General features: G+C 53.6%; 13 protein-coding genes. 10 read left to right on the top strand and 3 right to left on the bottom strand.

Annotated features, from left to right (window positions below):
• Positions 1–351 precede the first annotated feature (351 nt).
• Positions 352–2,616, bottom strand: a complete 2,265-nt coding sequence (locus HNQ92_RS10315) for an OmpA family protein (RefSeq protein ID WP_184173896.1) — start codon at positions 2,614–2,616, stop codon at positions 352–354.
• Between the two features lie 134 nt (positions 2,617–2,750).
• Complete coding sequence (tilS, locus tag HNQ92_RS10310) at positions 2,751–4,103, bottom strand: tRNA lysidine(34) synthetase TilS (RefSeq protein WP_184173894.1); 1,353 nt, start codon at positions 4,101–4,103, stop codon at positions 2,751–2,753.
• Between the two features lie 64 nt (positions 4,104–4,167).
• Between tilS and HNQ92_RS10305 the strand changes: the two genes are divergently transcribed.
• The 8 genes from HNQ92_RS10305 to recN all read left to right on the top strand — a co-directional run bounded on the left by HNQ92_RS10305 (position 4,168) and on the right by recN (position 12,502).
• Positions 4,168–5,844 carry an OstA-like protein gene (locus tag HNQ92_RS10305; RefSeq protein ID WP_184173892.1) on the top strand — a complete coding sequence of 559 codons (1,677 nt, stop codon included), beginning with the start codon at positions 4,168–4,170 and terminating at the stop codon, positions 5,842–5,844.
• 220 nt (positions 5,845–6,064) lie between these two features.
• Positions 6,065–6,697 carry a T9SS type A sorting domain-containing protein gene (locus HNQ92_RS10300; protein WP_184173890.1) on the top strand — a complete coding sequence of 211 codons (633 nt, stop codon included), beginning with the start codon at positions 6,065–6,067 and terminating at the stop codon, positions 6,695–6,697.
• 73 nt (positions 6,698–6,770) lie between these two features.
• A complete protein-coding gene (locus HNQ92_RS10295; RefSeq protein ID WP_184173888.1) occupies positions 6,771–7,691 on the top strand; it encodes an outer membrane protein assembly factor BamD in 921 nt (306 codons plus the stop codon).
• A 55-nt stretch (positions 7,692–7,746) separates the two neighbouring features.
• On the top strand, positions 7,747–8,061 hold the full coding sequence (locus tag HNQ92_RS10290) for a DNA-directed RNA polymerase subunit omega (protein ID WP_184173886.1): 315 nt from the start codon (positions 7,747–7,749) through the stop codon (positions 8,059–8,061).
• 155 nt (positions 8,062–8,216) lie between these two features.
• Positions 8,217–9,425 carry a bifunctional phosphopantothenoylcysteine decarboxylase/phosphopantothenate--cysteine ligase CoaBC gene (gene coaBC / locus HNQ92_RS10285; RefSeq protein ID WP_184173884.1) on the top strand — a complete coding sequence of 403 codons (1,209 nt, stop codon included), beginning with the start codon at positions 8,217–8,219 and terminating at the stop codon, positions 9,423–9,425.
• Positions 9,422–10,339 carry a type IX secretion system protein PorD gene (porD, locus tag HNQ92_RS10280; RefSeq protein ID WP_184173882.1) on the top strand — a complete coding sequence of 306 codons (918 nt, stop codon included), beginning with the start codon at positions 9,422–9,424 and terminating at the stop codon, positions 10,337–10,339. The genes coaBC and porD overlap by 4 nt, the downstream gene beginning before the upstream one ends.
• A 46-nt stretch (positions 10,340–10,385) precedes the next feature.
• Positions 10,386–10,613, top strand: coding sequence for a hypothetical protein (locus HNQ92_RS10275; RefSeq protein ID WP_184173880.1), 228 nt, complete (start codon positions 10,386–10,388; stop codon positions 10,611–10,613).
• 194 nt (positions 10,614–10,807) lie between these two features.
• Entirely contained in the window at positions 10,808–12,502 is a 1,695-nt protein-coding gene (recN, locus tag HNQ92_RS10270) for a DNA repair protein RecN (protein ID WP_184173878.1), read from the top strand.
• 264 nt (positions 12,503–12,766) lie between these two features.
• On the opposite strand, the gene HNQ92_RS10265 is transcribed toward recN, so the two are convergent.
• A complete protein-coding gene (locus HNQ92_RS10265) occupies positions 12,767–13,354 on the bottom strand; it encodes a hypothetical protein (protein WP_184173876.1) in 588 nt (195 codons plus the stop codon).
• A 148-nt stretch (positions 13,355–13,502) separates the two neighbouring features.
• Between HNQ92_RS10265 and fabG the strand changes: the two genes are divergently transcribed.
• Positions 13,503–14,249 (top strand): 3-oxoacyl-[acyl-carrier-protein] reductase, encoded by a 747-nt coding sequence (gene fabG, locus HNQ92_RS10260; protein WP_184173874.1) that lies wholly within the window; start codon positions 13,503–13,505, stop codon positions 14,247–14,249.
• A gap of 167 nt (positions 14,250–14,416) precedes the next feature.
• Complete coding sequence (locus HNQ92_RS10255) at positions 14,417–16,495, top strand: VWA domain-containing protein (protein ID WP_184173872.1); 2,079 nt, start codon at positions 14,417–14,419, stop codon at positions 16,493–16,495.
• Positions 16,496–16,523: the final 28 nt, after the last annotated feature.

The raw sequence follows: 16,523 nt of genomic DNA, 5'->3' as shown, positions 1-16,523 counted from the left end.
GAATTATTCTGATTCTAAGACTTTTACTAAAAGTACCCCATCCAAGGACCTCTCCGAAGCCTTCACGGCTCCCAGTTAAAGTACCTACTACGACGTGAATTAGGGACAAAAGCCCATGTCGCCCCTTCGCGGTTTTCCTACCATTCGACTAGCTGATTCTCTATCTTACTACTCGTCCTTCGAATTTCTTTTCGCCACGAAGTAGTGGCAGGATGATAGCCAACGAAGAAATTAAATGTTCTAAAACCCGGGAAAGGGGATACCGCAAAAGAAAAGCCTTATTCCCAACTAGAAAAAAAGACCCGCCGGTTGGGGCGGGTCTGTGAGCTCTGGGTGAAGCAAGAAGGTACTTTACTGCACCGACAAAATCTTAAACTCTGTCCGGCGGTTGAGCTGGTGCTCGGCTTCGGAGCAAGGTACCCCGTTGGCGCATTTGTTGAGTAGCTCGCTCTCGCCGTAGCCCTTGGCCACCAGCCGCATGGGGCTGATACCCCGCCGTACGATGTAGTCGTAGGCGGCGCGGGCGCGGCGCTCGGAGAGTTTGGCGTTGTAGTCGTCGCTGGCGCGGCTGTCGGTATGAGAACGCAGCTCGACGGTGAGCTCAGGGTACTTGTTCAGGAGGGCTACCACGCGGTTGAGTTCCTTGGCCGCATCCGACCGGATCGAGAACTTATCCAGGTCGTAGTAAATGTTATTGAGCTGGTACACGTCCCCTTCGCCGTAAATCCCGATGTTGTTTTCTACTACCCCCGGTTTCTTCTTGGTTTTTAGCTGGTTCTGGTCCTTGGCGTAGCGGTCTTTCTCGGCCGTGATGGTGTAGTTGGCGTTGGGGGCTACGTCAAACTCGTAGCTGCCGTCGGGGCCCGTGGTGGCGGTTTTCTGCGCGTTCGTTTTCTCGTCGCGCAGGGTTACTTTCACGCCGTCGGCGGGTTTCTGATCCACTTCGCGGCGGATGGTCCCTTTCACAATGGTGGTATTCTCGCTACGTTCCAGGTAGATAGACAGCCCCACTTCCGGATTGGATGATTGCGAGAGCGTCGAAAAGCGCAGGCTGTTGGCGGCGTAGCCTTCCTTGATGGCCCGGAACTCATACTCCGAAACCACGTCCAGACAGGTACGGATGCTACCGTCCAGCCCGGTTTGTTGCAGCGCTTGGTTAACCCCGCTCTTTACAATACGCACGTCGGCGGCTTCGATGGGTTCCTTGGTTTTGGCGTCGTAGACGTAAATATTGAGCTGCTTGCAGAGCCGCCGGAAGCTGTAGATATTATCGTCGTACGAGCCCCGCTTGCGGTTGGAGCTCAGGTACCCGGAGGTACGGTTGGCGTCGGTAATGAAGCCGAAGTCGTCGCGCTCGGAGTTGATGGGTGCGCCCAGGTTTTGTACACCCCGGACGGGAATGTCGTCTTTGAGCTCGGCCATAAATACGTCCAGGCCGCCCAGTCCTTCGTGCCCGTCGGACGAAAAGTACAAGGTACCGCTGGCGTCCACGTAGGGGAACATCTCGTTGCCTTCGGTGTTGATCTCGCGGCCCATGTTCACGGGGGTACCCCACTTGCCGTTGCGGTACTCTACCACGTAGAGGTCGGTGCCGCCGTAGCCGCCGGGCATGTCCGACACAAAGTACAGCTTGGTGTCGTCGGGAGCGAGCGCCGGGTGGCCGCAAGAGTAGTCTTTGTTATTGAACGGCAGCTCCTGTACGTTGCCCCACTTGCCGTCGGGCTTCTGGTCGGCGTAGTATAATTTCAATTTTCGTATTCCCTGATCACTTTTTCCTGACTTTCCCTTGTCGTCGTTATTTCGGGTAAAAATAATTCGCTTTTGGTCTTTGAAAAACGTCATGGGTCCCTCGTGGTACTTGGTGTTGAGGGTACGGCTAAACTGCTCGGTTTTGCTCAGGGGTCTGTCGCTGGGAAGGTCTTCGGGTTTTAGGGTACTTTCGCCGCCGCCCAGCGCAGCCTCCGCCCCAAGCGGGCTACGCAGCTCGGTGGTGTCGGGGTGAAAGTACAGGTCCAGGAAGGGGGTCTGGTTCCAGTTGAATACCCGCTTCACGGGCCCCTTTTCGTCGCGGGCCGACACAAACACCAATCCTTTCTGGTAGTACATAGGGCTGAAATCGGCCTGTCGGGAGTTGATCGGCAGGTAGTCGAGCCGGTAGGAGGAGGAGTCGCGGTAGAAGCGGTTGAGGTCCATGTAGGATACCGTGAAGCGGCGCCCGCGCAGGTCTTCGGCCTGCATTTCGCCGTACTTGGCGTACATTTTCTGCGACTCGCGGTACTTGCGGTTGGAGGCCAGCGCCTGCGCGTAGAAGAGGTAGGCTTCGCTGGGGGCGTCCGTAAAAGTCTTTACCAATTCCTCGTAAACCCGCTCGGCGTTGCGGGAATCCTGTAGCCGCCGGTAGCTGTAACCTAGCTTGGTGAGGGCGTCGCGGGTTTCGAGAGGATCTTTGCGCTTTTCAATACGCAGAAATTCTTCGTACAACCTCACCGCACTGGTGTAGCTCATGTCATCAAACTGTTTGTTGGCAGCCCGGAGACGCGCGCTTTGGGCCATGGTTCCTAGCGAAAATAGTAGCATGGACACCGCCAGCAGCAGGGTATGTCGGCAGATTTTCATAGATAAAGGTCGTTTCAATAGGATAGTGTTGTCGATTACAAGTAGCAGCGAAGCAAATAAAATGCCAATTTTAAATTTTCCTCAAAAATAGGACAGAAAGCGCTGCCGTGCAACCGCCACGAAGGGCAAAGTACCTAGGCATGAACGGAAATGGAAAGGATGGCCCGGCTGTGGGGCGTGACCCGGAAGCGGTGGTCGGTGCGGAGGCCAAGTACCCAGGCAATACGGCCGGTAGCGTCCAGCAGTACCTTTATCTTTTCTTTTTCGGGCAGGGGTACTTTGGCATTGATGAGTAGATCACTGACTTTTTTTCGCTTCCCGGCCATCCCGAAAGGCTCGAAGGAATCACCCGTTTGCCAAGGTCTTATTTTTAGAGGAAACACGAGCGCGTCGGCGTCGAAGAAAGCCGTGGTGGGGGCAGCACCGGAATGAAAAAAAGCCGTGGCTGGCAAAGTGCGGAGCTGAACGCGCCCCCAAGGAGTACTTAAGGTACCTTCAGGTTGCTCCAGAACCACTTCGGTGGCCGGTGGCGGCTCGGTGCGAGGTACTACGATGAGCTCAGTGCGGTCTTTGGTCAAAACGTGCGTCGGAGACACAAACCGCTTGCCCGACTGGCCGCTCAGCGCCGCCGCGATCCATAGCGCCTGCTGGTACGTAAATCCGTAGGGCTCAAGGAGCCAGGCCAGGCGGTAGGCGGGCTCAGAGTTACTTTCCAGCATGGCGATCGAAATGTACGTGGTACTTTGCTGGTGTCGCAGGGCTTGCGCTTGCCACGGGCGCAGGTACTCGGCCAGCAGGGCGTCTGCGGCCGCCAGGCGGGAGGTAGTGAGCCGGTGGGTACTTTCCAGCGACGGGTTGATTTGCTTTAAAATGGGAATTACTTCCTGCCGGATGAGGTTCCGTCGGTAGTAGGTCGAGGCGTTGGAGCTGTCTTCGCGCCAGGGTAATTGACGCGCCCTGGCGTAGTCCAGAATCTGCTCTTTGGAGGCAAAAAGCAGCGGACGAATCAGCGGACCTTTCTGCACGGCGATGCCCCGAAATCCCGCCAGGCCGGTGCCCCGCGAGAGGTTGAGCAGGGCCGTTTCCAGGTTGTCGTTGGCGTGGTGGGCGGTGGCCAGGTAGTCGTAGGCGTGCTGCTGCCGTACCTCCTCAAACCAGGCGTAACGCAGCTCGCGGGCGGCCATCTGGATGGATATACGCTCGGCGTCGGCCTTCTGCTGGGTAGCAAACTGCGTGCCGTGGAAAGGTACCTTGAGCCGTTCGGCCAGCTGCCGTACCAACTGCTCATCGCCGTCCGACTCGGCTCCGCGCAACCCGAAGTTGCCGTGGGCAATCCCGAAACGAAAGCCCGCTTGCTGAAACAGGTCCACCAGTACCACCGAATCCACCCCGCCACTCACCGCCAGGAGGGTTTTGGTCCCCGACAGCGGCAGTTGGTTTTCGTTAATAAAGGTTAAAAAAGCATCCAGCATACCCGGCTGCAACATTATTGCTGTATTTTTGCGTAAGAGTCATTAACGTAGATCAAAGGTAGTGAGAAACCGCCGTTGCATGAAGCACGAAAAAATATTCGCCCTGGCAGGCAACCTTTTTAAACGATGGGGAATCATTAAGGTCAAAGAGGCCATGAAGGTTCTGACGTTCTTTGTTTTCTTGTTTGCTTCGTCCATCGCCTGGGCCCAGCGCCCCGCGGCCCCGACCGAAAAAGTGGAGCTACTACCCGGCTCTGACAGCCTGGTGATTTTTAACGAAAACGGCCTGGAAATTCGGCGCGTGGTGAACAACGTCCGGTTTCGGCATCAGGGCTCGATCCTGTACTGTGACCTGGCCATCCATAACGTAAGTACCAACCTCATCGAGGCCTACGGCAACGTGAAAATCGTGCAGGGCGATACCATCACCGTGACGGGCGACACGCTGTTTTACTACGGCAATACGCGCCTGGCCATTATGTCGGGCCGGAGGGCCGTCCTCAAAGACAGCAAAAGTACCCTTACGTCCCGCCGCCTCGAATACGACATGGCCGGTGGGATAGCCAGGTACCCCTTTCCCGGCCGCACGGTAGATAAGGAAAATGTCCTGACCAGTAAAGAAGGAATTTACGACACGCGCACGAAGATCTTTACCTACTACCGGGACGTAAAGCTGGTCAACCAAAAGTACACACTGACCACCGACACGCTGGTGTACAACTCCTTAACGAAGTGGTCATACTTCAACGGAGCCACTAAAATTGTGAATAAGGATGGTACCATCGTAGCCAAGCGAGGCCGGTATAATACCGAGACGAGTGAGTCGATTTTTGATAACCGTACCAGCGTCGAGAATGAATCCTATACCCTTACGGGCGACTCGCTCTCCTACGATGGTCAGCGGGGATTTGCGAGGGGCGACGTGGAGATTCTTGATAAAAAAGACAACACGCTCCTGACGGGTGACGTGGGCTTGTACCGAAAAGAGGAGGGGTTTTCCAAGGTATACGGCCACGCCGTGGTGCGCAGCATCGTAACCGAAGATACGCTGTTTATTCGGGCGGATACCTTGTACCGCTTTGAGAACCAGCTGGACAGTACCCAGCGCCTGATCGGAAATAAGAATGTTTATATTTTTAAATCCGATTTTCAGGGTAAGTGTGACTCCATTGTGTACAATACGCAGGACTCCACGGTGCTGTTTTTTCGGAATCCTATTTTATGGAGTGATAACAACCAGATGCAGGCCGATACGATCAGCGCTTTTCTGGTGAATAATAAGCTGAATCGGATGCTGTTGAGGAGCAATTCGTTCGTGATCTCCGAAGACACGCTGGTGAGGCAGCACAACCAGGTAAAGGGCCGTACCATCAACGCGTTGTTTGATACCACGAGTAGTTTGCGGCAGGTACTGGTGGACGGAAACGGGCAAAGTGCGTATTACGCCATCGGCGACGACCTGAATCTGATCGGGCTCAACCGGGTGGAATGCGCCAAAATGAACCTGCAGTTTTTGCAGAACCGCGTCAAGCGCATTGCGTTCATTGGACGGCCCGAGGGGAAACTAATTCCGCCCCAGTTCATTACCTCCGCCCAGCGACAGCTGGAAGGGTTTAACTGGCGGGTGACTGAAAAGCCGACCCGCGCCCAGGTCACCTGGCAGGAGGAAGTACCTCCGCCGGAGCCCAAAGAGAAGAAGGAAGCAAGCAAAGAAACGGCCAAAGCCCGACTTGCGCCGAGTCAAATCATTAGGTAATTGCAAAACCTTCTTCTGTCTCAGGAGTTTATTTTTGTAAGTACTTTACATTTCAGTAGTACCTGGCATAAAATTTATAGTATATATTACCAGTAATAAAAATTTATTGCCGTTTATACAATAAATTTTGATAGTCCAATTTTTTCTGTATATTTTTGTGAATCTTAATAGTTGGGGATTTCCTGCCGGGAAAAAAGACCAATTTCTACTAACCAATGCCATGAAGAGAATTATACTTTGTACATATATTCTTTTAACCGCCTGCTTAGCAGTAGCTCAGGCACAAACGACGGCCACCAGTCGCAGTCGTTTGAACATTGCTTACCAAAAACAGCCCGTGGGCTTTGATCGCCCGTCGCTGGTGCGCCAACCTTCGGTACTTGAGTACAAGCCACTTTCGCTACAAAAGCCCCAGGCACTTACCAGCTACTACCGCTCGTTGCTGTTTGCCAGCGCGTCAACGGCACCCCAGCCAACGGTACGTGAAGTGTCGTCGGCGTTAGCCACGGTAGATGCCCGTGAGCGTCGCAGTCCGGGGTTTGAAGAAAAAGCGCAGGGGCACATCGAAGAGCACCTTTATTCCAGCGAGCGTATCACAGTATCCAACATTTACCCCAACCCGGCCAGTGAGTATGCCGAGGTAGATTATACCCTTAATGCGTCGGTGCGGGATGCCAAGATTATATTTTATAATGTGCTGGGTTCTTCGGTTGCCGAGTATGCTTTGGATCGGACGGACCGTAAATTACGGGTCAATACCCGCGAAATGCCTTCCGGAATTTATTTTTACCAACTCGCCGTAGAAGGCAAAAAAGTAGCTACCAAAAAGATGCTTGTTCGCCATCAGCAATAGATTCCTACTTCATACTTTACAAGCTACGCATTCGTTATGGATGGAGTAGCTTTTTTATTATCTTTGCAGCCCTATGCATAAAAACATTCTTTTTCGCTATCTCCCCATGCTGGTGGCGGTACTGCTCCTTTCTTCGTGCGGTAAGTTTGCCAAGTTGCAGAAAACCGGCACCGACGAGCAAAAGTACGAGGCGGCCCTTAACTATTACAAAAAGGGCGATTTTTACCGGGCCGGGATACTTTTCGAAGAGTTAATTCCCCTGCTGAAAGGAGGAACCGAGTCGGAGATGGCGCAGTTTTACTACGCTTACACCCAGTACCAACAGGGGCAGTACAACATGAGCCAGTATCTGTTCAAGAAGTTCTACGATACCTACGCTCGTAGCGACTACGCCCACGAGGCCCTGTACATGCAGGCCTATTCGCTCTACAAGGACTCTGCCCCGCATAGCCTGGACCAGGCCAGCACCATGACGGCCATTTCGGCCATGCAGGATTTTATCAATACCTACCCGGAGAGTCCCTTTCGGGAAGAGTGTACGCGCTACATCATGGAGCTGCGCAACAAGCTGGAGCTGAAAGCCTACGAAAAAACCAAGCTGTACTACAAGATCAGTGACTTTAACCTGGGCTCACTCAAATCGGCCGTCATATCCATTGGGAACTTCCAGACGGATTTCCCTGATTCGAAGTACAACGAAGAGTTGGCTTACCTAAGGGTAGACGCCCAGTACAATTTATCCAAAAGTAGCCTGCCACAGAAACAAAAAGAAAGGTACCAGGATGTACTTAAGTACTACCAGGCCTTTGTCGATAAGTACCCCGAGAGCAAATTTGGGCGTGATGCCGAAAGGCTCTACGACGACAGCCAGAAAGAATTGACGCGCATTGCGGAGCTGGAAAAGACCCGTCAGGAGCTGAGAGAAAAGCAGGGCGATCCGGCTACGAAGCCTACCAAAATAACTACCTCTGCGGCCTCGTCGTCGTTGAAGTAAGCAGTGCCTCCTTTTGAAATATACGATATAGATAGTAGTAACCACTAAATAAACTATGGCAACGAATCCATCAATTGTAACCCGTGACACGGATAAAATAGCGGCCGTAACGGGCAATCTCTACGAATCAGTAGCGGTAATATCCAAAAGAGCCCGGCAGATTTCGAGCAAGATGAAGGAAGAACTCAACAACAAGCTGGCGGAGTTTGCGTCGGGGGTAGACAACCTGGAAGAGGTCTTTGAAAACCGCGAGCAAATCGAGATTTCCAAATTTTACGAGCGCATGCCCAAAGCCGGAAGTACCGCCATCGACGAGTTTATGGAGGGCAAAACGTACTTCAGCTACCGCGAGACGGAAGAGGATATTTAAGCGCTTTGCGTCAACCAACCAATTCTAGCCGTACGAACCCAGTCAGCGTTTGTACGGCTACTTTTATAGTAAGGGGGGAGCTAGGCAGCGTACAGACTGGGTTGGGCCGGATAGCTTACTGCCAATTTTGAGCGTACTCTAAACCAGCTAGTCCATTGTACCTACGAGGAAAAAAAATAATAGTGGGCGTAACGGGCAGCATTGCTGCCTATAAATCGGCGTTTCTGGTGCGGCTTCTGATCAAAGAAGGCGCTGACGTACAGGTGTTGATGACCGAAGCTGCCCGTACCTTTATTACACCGCTGACGCTGGGTACTTTGTCCAAACGCCCGGTGCTGTACCACTACGCCAATCCTGAAACCGGTACCTGGAACAACCACGTGGAGCTGGGGCTCTGGGCAGACGCGCTGGTCATAGCGCCAGCTACGGCCCATACGCTGGCCAAATGCGCGCAGGGCCTGAGTGACGACCTGCTTTCGGCGGTGTACCTTTCGGCCCGCTGTCCCGTTTTTTTGGCTCCCGCCATGGACCTGGATATGTACCAGCATCCGGCAGTGCGCCGAAATCTGGCGAGCCTGGCTTCTGACGGCCATACGGTGCTGCCCGCTGGCCACGGCGAGCTAGCCAGCGGCCTGGTGGGTGACGGCCGCATGGCCGAGCCGGAGGCGATCGTGGGGGTACTTCACCAGCATTTTGCGCGGCGTCCGGTAGCGGTGGGTAAGCGCGTGCTCATTACGGCCGGGCCTACCCAGGAAGCCATTGACCCGGTAAGGTACCTGAGTAACCACTCGACGGGAAAAATGGGCTACGCCCTGGCGCAGGCCTTTGCCTACGCCGGTGCGCAGGTTACGCTCGTCAGCGGTCCTACCGCCCTGGCCGTACCCGATCCCGCGATTCGGCTCGTCAAGGTGAAGTCGGCCCGGGAGATGTTTGAGGCGGTGGAAGGGTACTTTCCTGAAACGGACCTGGCTCTGCTATCCGCCGCCGTTGCTGACTATAGCCCGGCGCAGGTGGCCGACAAAAAAATCAAGAAAAAAGAAGATACCCTGAGCCTGCCGCTGCTGAAAACGGTGGATATTGCGGCTACCCTGGGAGCCCGCAAGCGAGCGCATCAGCTCCTGCTGGGCTTTGCCCTGGAAACCGACCATGAGCTCCCCAACGCCATGAGGAAGTTGCAGGAAAAAAACCTGGACTACATCGTCTTGAATTCACTGAATGATATTGGCGCGGGCTTTGCGCACGATACCAACAAAATTACCGTTATTGAGAAAGACGAGCGAATTCGGCATTTTGAGCTTAAATCAAAGCAGGAAGCCGCCCAGGATATTCTGGAAATCATAGTACAAAGGTGGAGTGAAGTATGAAAAAACAAGCTACGTGGTGGGTACTTCTGGGGCTCAGCCTTTTTGGGCCGGTACTGCGGGCCCAGGAACTGAACTGTACGGTAAGTCTTAACTACGACCAGCTGGTAGCCCAGCAGAAAACCGACGCTCAGTCCATGAGCCAGCTGAATACCTACATTCAGGAATTCATGAACACGACCCGTTTTACCAACGACCAGTTTGCCAACGAAGAGCGGGTGAAGGTGAAGCTCAACATCAACCTGGTGAGCTCAGGTACTCAGGGTAGTTTCCAGGCCAATGCCCAGCTGATCGTGACGCGGCCCGTTTTTAACTCCACCTATGAGTCTATATTGTTTACCTACGTAGACCGCAACTTTGCTTTTACGTACCTTCCCAACAACCCCATGTTCTTTAACGAGAACAACTACACAGACGAACTACCCTTTACGCTGGCTTTTTACGCCTACGTTGCCCTGGCGCTCGACTACGATTCGTTTAGCAAACAGGGCGGAAGTAACTACATGCAGCGCGCCTTTAACCTCGCAACGCTGGCTCGGAATGCCTCTCCGAATGTGAAGGCCTGGGACTCGAAAGGCGACAACCGCAACCGGTACTGGCTGATCGAAAACCTCATGAGCCAGCAATTTATTCCCTTCCGCGAAGGCCTGTATAACTACCACCGCCTGGGGCTGGACACCGCCACCGAAACCCCCGGACAGGCCCGCCAGCACGCGCTGGAGATGCTCTTGACGCTCCGGCAGGTAGCCCAGCTTCGGCCGGGCTCTATCATGATCAACTCGTTCTTTGATGCCAAGTCGGAGGAGTTGTATAGCGTTCTGCGCGAAGCCAGCCCGGAAGAACGGCAGCAGGCCTACACGCTGCTCTCGGCGCTGGACCCGGCCAAAACCCAACTTTACCAAAAACTGATTCAGTAAAGGTACTTTGCGCAAGTACCCTGAAAGTACCTTGGCGCCTGCTTCTATGGGAAAACGCTTAACCCGACTCTTTGCTCCTGACCTGGCCCTGCGGCTACCTAAACTCAACGGGTACGTACTCCACGTGGTACTTTACAGCGGTCATACGCACCTGGGAGAGCTCGTTTCCTGCGCCGAGGGCAGCCTTAGCCTCCGCGATGCCCGCGACCACCGGCATACCATTCCTCTGGCCGACATCGACACCATTATCTACGACCAAAGAAGTACCTTTTAGGCTTACTAATTCTTTCCTGTTTTCTGAAGGCCCGCCTGGCCCAAAATGTTAGAATTGTTAGCTAACTTCGCAAGGGAAAAGCGTTCGTCCTGCCGGGCCCCGAGCGAGTTTTTTATTTTCTAAATGGAGTGGTTTTTTCGGAGGGGAAAGATTGTTTTTAGTCCCTCTGTCCTGTACTCAATGACACTTCTTTCATGCTTGCAAATCTATTGATTAAGAATTACGCTCTGATTGAGCACCTGGAATTGTCACCCGACCCGCACCTGAACATCATTACGGGTGAAACGGGCGCGGGCAAGTCCATCATGCTGGGTGCGATTGGTTTGTTGCTCGGAAACCGCGCCGACACCAAATCGCTGTATGACCCCAGCCAAAAATGCATCATTGAAGGTACCTACGACGTCTCAGGCTACGCCGTAGAGCACCTCTTTGAGGAAGAAGAATTGGATTTTTCCCAGCACTGCATCATTCGGCGCGAAATCAGTCCCGCCGGCAAATCCCGGGCTTTCGTGAACGATACCCCCGTAAACCTGGAAACGTTGCGGCGCGTCACCAACCAGCTCATGGACATCCACTCCCAGCACGACTCCATTTTGCTGGGCAACAACGAATTTCAACTGCAGGTAGTGGATACCTACGCCACCAACGACGCTTTGCTAAAAAAGTACCGTACCGACTACCGCGCCCACCGGCAGGCCCGCGAGGCCTACGACCAGCTGAAGGCCCAGGCCGACCGTATGCGGAAGGAATTTGACTACAATAACTTTCTATACCAGGAGCTGGCCAACGCCAACCTACAGGCCGAAGAGCAGGAGCTGCTCGAGCGGGAGCTCACCCTGCTCGAAAATGCGGTGGAGATCAAGGAACGGCTCCAACTGGCCTATGAGTACCTGGAAAACCCCGAGCAGTCGGTACTGGAGCTACTCAAAGCGGCCATTGGAAGCCTCAACCAAGCCAGCAGACTGTTTGATGAATATACGGTGCTGCGGGAGCGGGCGCAGAGTAGCCTGATCGAACTGCGCGACCTGGCCGACGAGATAAGTACCTCCAGCAGCCAGGTTGAAGTAGACGACGAACGCAGCGTGATCGTTCGCGACCGGCTGGACCTGATTTATCAATTACAACAAAAACATCAGGCACGGAGCGTGGCGGAGTTGGTGGCCTTGCAGGAGGAGCTGGAAGCCAAGGTGAGCAAGGTACTTACCCTGGACGATGAACTGGTAAAAGCCCAAACTGCTGCCGACAAAGCCCAGGAACGCATGCTCCAGAGCGCTCGGAAGCTCTCGGCTTCCCGCAAGGCAGTTACCAAGTCCATTCAGCAGGAGATTTGCCGCTGGTTGGTAGAGCTCGGAATGCCCAACGCCAGCCTGTCCATCGAGGTGGCCGAAGTAGCGCCCACGGTCGATGGCGTCGATTTTATTTCGTTTCTCTTTAGTGCCAATAAGGGCATTCGTCCGCAAGAGCTGCGCAACGTGGCGTCGGGCGGGGAGTTTTCGCGGCTCATGATGGTGATCAAGTACATCCTGGCCGATAAACGCAAACTACCTACCATTGTTTTTGATGAGATTGATACGGGCGTTTCGGGCGAAATAGCCATCAAAATGGGGGATATGATGCACCACATGGCCCACAATCACCAGATTATTGCCATCACGCACCTGCACCAGATTGCCGCGCAGGGGGAGGCGCACTACTTTGTGTACAAAGACCACTCCGCCGCCCGGACCGTCAGCCGCATTAAAAAGCTGACGCTGGAAGAGCGGGTGATGGAGATTGCCCAGATGATCGGGGGGCGTCGCCCGTCGGAAACCGTAATCCACAACGCCCGCGAAATCCTGACCCAAACCGCCAGCCGCAGTACGGAGAAGAGCCAGCCGAAATTGTTTTGAATATCTTGGTTAAAAAAAGGGGTACTTTCGAGAAAGCAAGAAGGTACTTCCTGGGCACCTAGGGTACTTTCGAAGGTGGTATTCTGTAGCCTCCGCTGAGGAGATAGTTGGCTGTATCACCGGATTTCGGAGAAATCCCACGTTTATAGAAAAGCCGACACGCGATCAGGAGGCTGATTCCAGAGGAATCACACTAAGGATGTAGTCTGAATTTTACGTCCAATTATGCTTTGGTTCGTTGATTTTCAATTTATGATTAACCCATTAGGTACCCTGTTGATTATTTCCCAAGAGTAATCCTCGTCGGTAATCGTTATCAATACAAGCTTTATAGTAAGCAGGATTATGGTACTTTCTAAAACCAGAGATTTTGGTTCTTAAAAGTTCACTTTGAACGGCACTTTTCCGTAAGTTCACCACTAGTGAGTCTAGCTCATCAGCCGAGTGAATGGCGAAATTAACCCATAAAGCCACCTGGGTACCTTGGCTATAAAAATAGCTATCTTCGGTTTCAGCAACGGGATAATCTTCTATGATTTCTTTAAATTCCAGAGGCATAATCAACCCAATGTTTCCTTTCTGCCCGGGGCGAATGACATATCTTTGCCCGATGGAGACAGGCATTATTAGGTCTTTCCTGATCGTCATTGCGATTTTATTGGAGGTAGGAGGAATATCCAGCTCAACTAGCATGTCGCCCACCAAACCAAAGTAGGCGTCCACCATTTTTCTATCGTATTTCAGAGCTACCATAGCATTGTAGAGCTTCACTTCGTCGTCCGTAGTTATACGGCGTTCGATAGCGTTATTTTCTTGCGGCGAGTTTTCTTTTTGATAAACTGGATTGAGCATAGGAATAGGAACAATGAACGGAAAATAGGTTTAGTTTTATACTCTGCTGATGAGGTACTTACAAAGGGTACTTCTCCATATTTTTGCGCACTACGGGCTAATCGCTTACTTTTGGCCCCGGAAAGTAATTGTTGAGTAATCCAACTTCATGAAACTAGTAGAAAATAAAGTAGCCCTCGTTACGGGGGCTTCGCGCGGGATTGGCCGCGCCATTGCCCTGCGGTTTGCGCAGGAGGGGGCTCACGTGGCCTTTACGTACCTTTCCAGCGTTGAAAAAGGCGAGGCACTGGTGGCCGAGCTGGAGCAGTACGGGATCAAGGCCAAAGGGTACCGCTCCGACGCCTCCGATTTCCAGGCCGCCGACGCCCTGGTAAGCCAGGTAGTAGCAGACTTCGGTACGCTGGACGTGCTCATCAATAACGCGGGGATCACCAAAGACGGCCTGCTGATGCGCATGAGCGAAGAGCAGTGGGATACGGTCATTACCGTAAACCTAAAATCGGTTTTCAACCTGACGAAGGCGGCCATCAAAACCATGATGCGCGCCAAAACCGGATCGATCATCAACCTGACCTCCGTGGTAGGAATCCGGGGCAATGCCGGGCAAGCCAACTACGCGGCTTCCAAGTCGGGGATCATTGGCTTCACCAAGTCGGTAGCACTGGAGCTGGGCTCCCGCAACATCCGCTCCAACGCCGTAGCACCGGGCTTCATTGAAACCGAAATGACCGACGCCCTCGAAGCAAAAGCCCTGGACGAGTGGAAGCAGTCGATCCCGATGAAGCGGGGCGGTCAGCCCGAAGAGGTAGCCGATGCCTGTATTTTTCTGGCGTCGGATTTGTCGCGCTACATTACCGGGCAGGTACTTCAGGTAGACGGCGGCATGCTTACCTAGGCCGTAGGATTGGTCGACATGTTGCTTCATTCTGGGCGAATACGGTGGTTTTTGGGACGGAAATTTACGGTCCTGAAAACCACCGGTAGGGTTTTATGCGTTATGGTTGTATCTTGTCGGAGCCATTCCTAACCAAACCCGACTTTTCCGAGACCTACGCCTCATCCATGCGATCCGAACTTTTCTTTCAATCTTCCCCCTGGTTTATTGTACTCTGCCTATTGGCCGGTGCGGCCTACGCGTATTTTTTGTACCAGCCGCACCCCTCGTGGAGTAAAAGACTCAATATTTTTTTAGCCTCGCTGCGCGGGATTTTAGTGGCTTTGATCTGTTTTTTACTGCTGAGCCCCTTGCTCAGAACCACCGAAACCAACGTCGACAAGGCCAAGATTGTCCTGGCCATTGACAACTCGCAATCGATGGCACAGCCGGGACAAGAGGCGCTCGGCGCGCTGGAAGAACTTCGTCGGCAGCTCACGGCCAATGGCTACGAGGTAAGTACCCAAACCCTGGACAGCCGCCAGGAACTGGAAGCGACGGACTCCGTAAAATTTGACCAGAAGGTTACCAATCTCTCGGGACTGCTCAATACGGTACGCAGCAATTTTGAGGGGCGTAACCTCACGGACGTCGTACTGGTGTCAGACGGGATCGTGAACCAGGGGATCTCACCTACCTACGGCAACTACCCTTTCCGGATTCATACCGTAGCGGTGGGAGACACCGTGGCCAAGCGCGATCTGCAGCTCCGGGCGGTGACCGCCAACCGGGTAGCCTACATGGGCAATGAGTTCCCGGTGATGGTGGACGTTACGGCGACGGGCCTGGCGGGCCGAAGTACCACGCTCTCGCTCCGGCAGGGTGGGCGCGTGATCGCCACCCAAAACGTGGTCATCAACCGCAACGACTTCTTTGGCTCCTATACCTTTACTACTTCCTCTAGCCAGAAAGGGGTACAACATTATACCGTAGAAACGGCGAACGTTTCGGGTGAACATTCGGCCCGCAACAACCGCCGCGAGGTATACATTGACGTGATCGACGGCCGGGAAAAAATTCTGCTGCTGGCCCTGGCCCCGCATCCTGACGTGAAAGCGCTGCGGAGTATCATTGAACAAAATGAAAACTACGAACTGGATGTTCGTTCCCTGTCGGCTTCCACTAACCTAAACGAGGTACTTGAGAAGTCCTACGACCTGATCATTTTTCACCAACTACCCGATGTGTCCGGGGCCGGAAACGAGCTCGTGCGCCGATTGCTACAAAAGAATACCCCCGCCTTTTTTATTCTCGGTAACCAGTCAGCAGCGGCCTCGGCCAGCGCCCAGAGCCGGGGCCTGCAGATTGCGGCCAATCCAGGGCAATTTGATAAAGTGACGGGACGCTTTAACGCCTCTTTCCAATTACTGAACCTCGACGCCGAACGGCTGTCGCTCCTGGAGCGGCTGCCGCCGCTGTCGGTACCGTTTGGGGAGTACCGCCTGGCTCCCGGTAGCGAGGTAGTGCTGTACCAGCGGGTAGGTAGCGTAGCCACCACGAAGCCGTTGTTGGTACTGAATACCTCCGGTGAGCGCAAGATTGCCTTGCTGGCAGGGGAGGGGCTCTGGCAGTGGCGGCAGGAAGAATACGCCCTTACCGAAAAGCAGGATGTGGTGGATGAGCTGTTCCGAAAAGTCATTCAACTTATTTCGGTCAAAGAAGACAAGCGCAAGTTCCGGGTGTACCCCATCAACAACGAGTTTGATGCCGGCGAACGGGTCGTTTTCCAGACGGAGATTTACAACGACATCTACGAAAAAATTTACGGCCAGGAGGTACGTCTGGATATTACCGACGAAAAAGGAAAAACCCTCACCTACAACTACACCCACACCGCCGACAACCCGCGGTTTGAAATAAGCGGCCTGAATGAGGGCGTTTACCGCTACCGCGCCAGTACCTCGCTACGCGGCGGGCAGGAGCAGGTTAGTGGTCAATTTGTGGTACGTGATGTGGACCTGGAAGCGCTGAATACAACGGCCGATTTTGGACTATTACGGGAATTGGCCAGCCGGAGCGGAGGGCAGTTTTTACAGCCGAATACCCTGGGTAGTTTGGCGCAGCTCATGACTACCTCGCGCCCTCCCGACCGCCTTGACAGCTCCGAAGAGATGGTGGAGCTCATTCATTTGAAATGGCTGTTTTTCCTGTTGGTGTTGCTGGCAGCGACGGAGTGGGGGCTGCGTAAATACAGCGGGAGCTACTAAGCCATGGTGGGCGTTAAAACGGCGAGCA

It is taken from the genome of Rhabdobacter roseus (assembly GCF_014202275.1).
GTDB lineage: Bacteria > Bacteroidota > Bacteroidia > Cytophagales > Spirosomataceae > Rhabdobacter > Rhabdobacter roseus.
This window is presented reverse-complemented; position numbering and strand designations above follow the sequence as displayed.

What these genes read in the sequence shown, in the direction of transcription:
- HNQ92_RS10315 (WP_184173896.1), bottom strand. Translation starts at nt 2,616, where the DNA reads ATGAAAATCTGCCGACATACCCTGCTGCTGGCGGTGTCCATGCTACTA.
- tilS (WP_184173894.1), bottom strand. Translation starts at nt 4,103, where the DNA reads ATGTTGCAGCCGGGTATGCTGGATGCTTTTTTAACCTTTATTAACGAA.
- HNQ92_RS10305 (WP_184173892.1), top strand. Translation starts at nt 4,168, where the DNA reads ATGAAGCACGAAAAAATATTCGCCCTGGCAGGCAACCTTTTTAAACGA.
- HNQ92_RS10300 (WP_184173890.1), top strand. Translation starts at nt 6,065, where the DNA reads ATGAAGAGAATTATACTTTGTACATATATTCTTTTAACCGCCTGCTTA.
- HNQ92_RS10295 (WP_184173888.1), top strand. Translation starts at nt 6,771, where the DNA reads ATGCATAAAAACATTCTTTTTCGCTATCTCCCCATGCTGGTGGCGGTA.
- HNQ92_RS10290 (WP_184173886.1), top strand. Translation starts at nt 7,747, where the DNA reads ATGGCAACGAATCCATCAATTGTAACCCGTGACACGGATAAAATAGCG.
- porD (WP_184173882.1), top strand. Translation starts at nt 9,422, where the DNA reads ATGAAAAAACAAGCTACGTGGTGGGTACTTCTGGGGCTCAGCCTTTTT.
- HNQ92_RS10275 (WP_184173880.1), top strand. Translation starts at nt 10,386, where the DNA reads ATGGGAAAACGCTTAACCCGACTCTTTGCTCCTGACCTGGCCCTGCGG.
- recN (WP_184173878.1), top strand. Translation starts at nt 10,808, where the DNA reads ATGCTTGCAAATCTATTGATTAAGAATTACGCTCTGATTGAGCACCTG.
- HNQ92_RS10265 (WP_184173876.1), bottom strand. Translation starts at nt 13,354, where the DNA reads ATGCTCAATCCAGTTTATCAAAAAGAAAACTCGCCGCAAGAAAATAAC.
- fabG (WP_184173874.1), top strand. Translation starts at nt 13,503, where the DNA reads ATGAAACTAGTAGAAAATAAAGTAGCCCTCGTTACGGGGGCTTCGCGC.
- HNQ92_RS10255 (WP_184173872.1), top strand. Translation starts at nt 14,417, where the DNA reads ATGCGATCCGAACTTTTCTTTCAATCTTCCCCCTGGTTTATTGTACTC.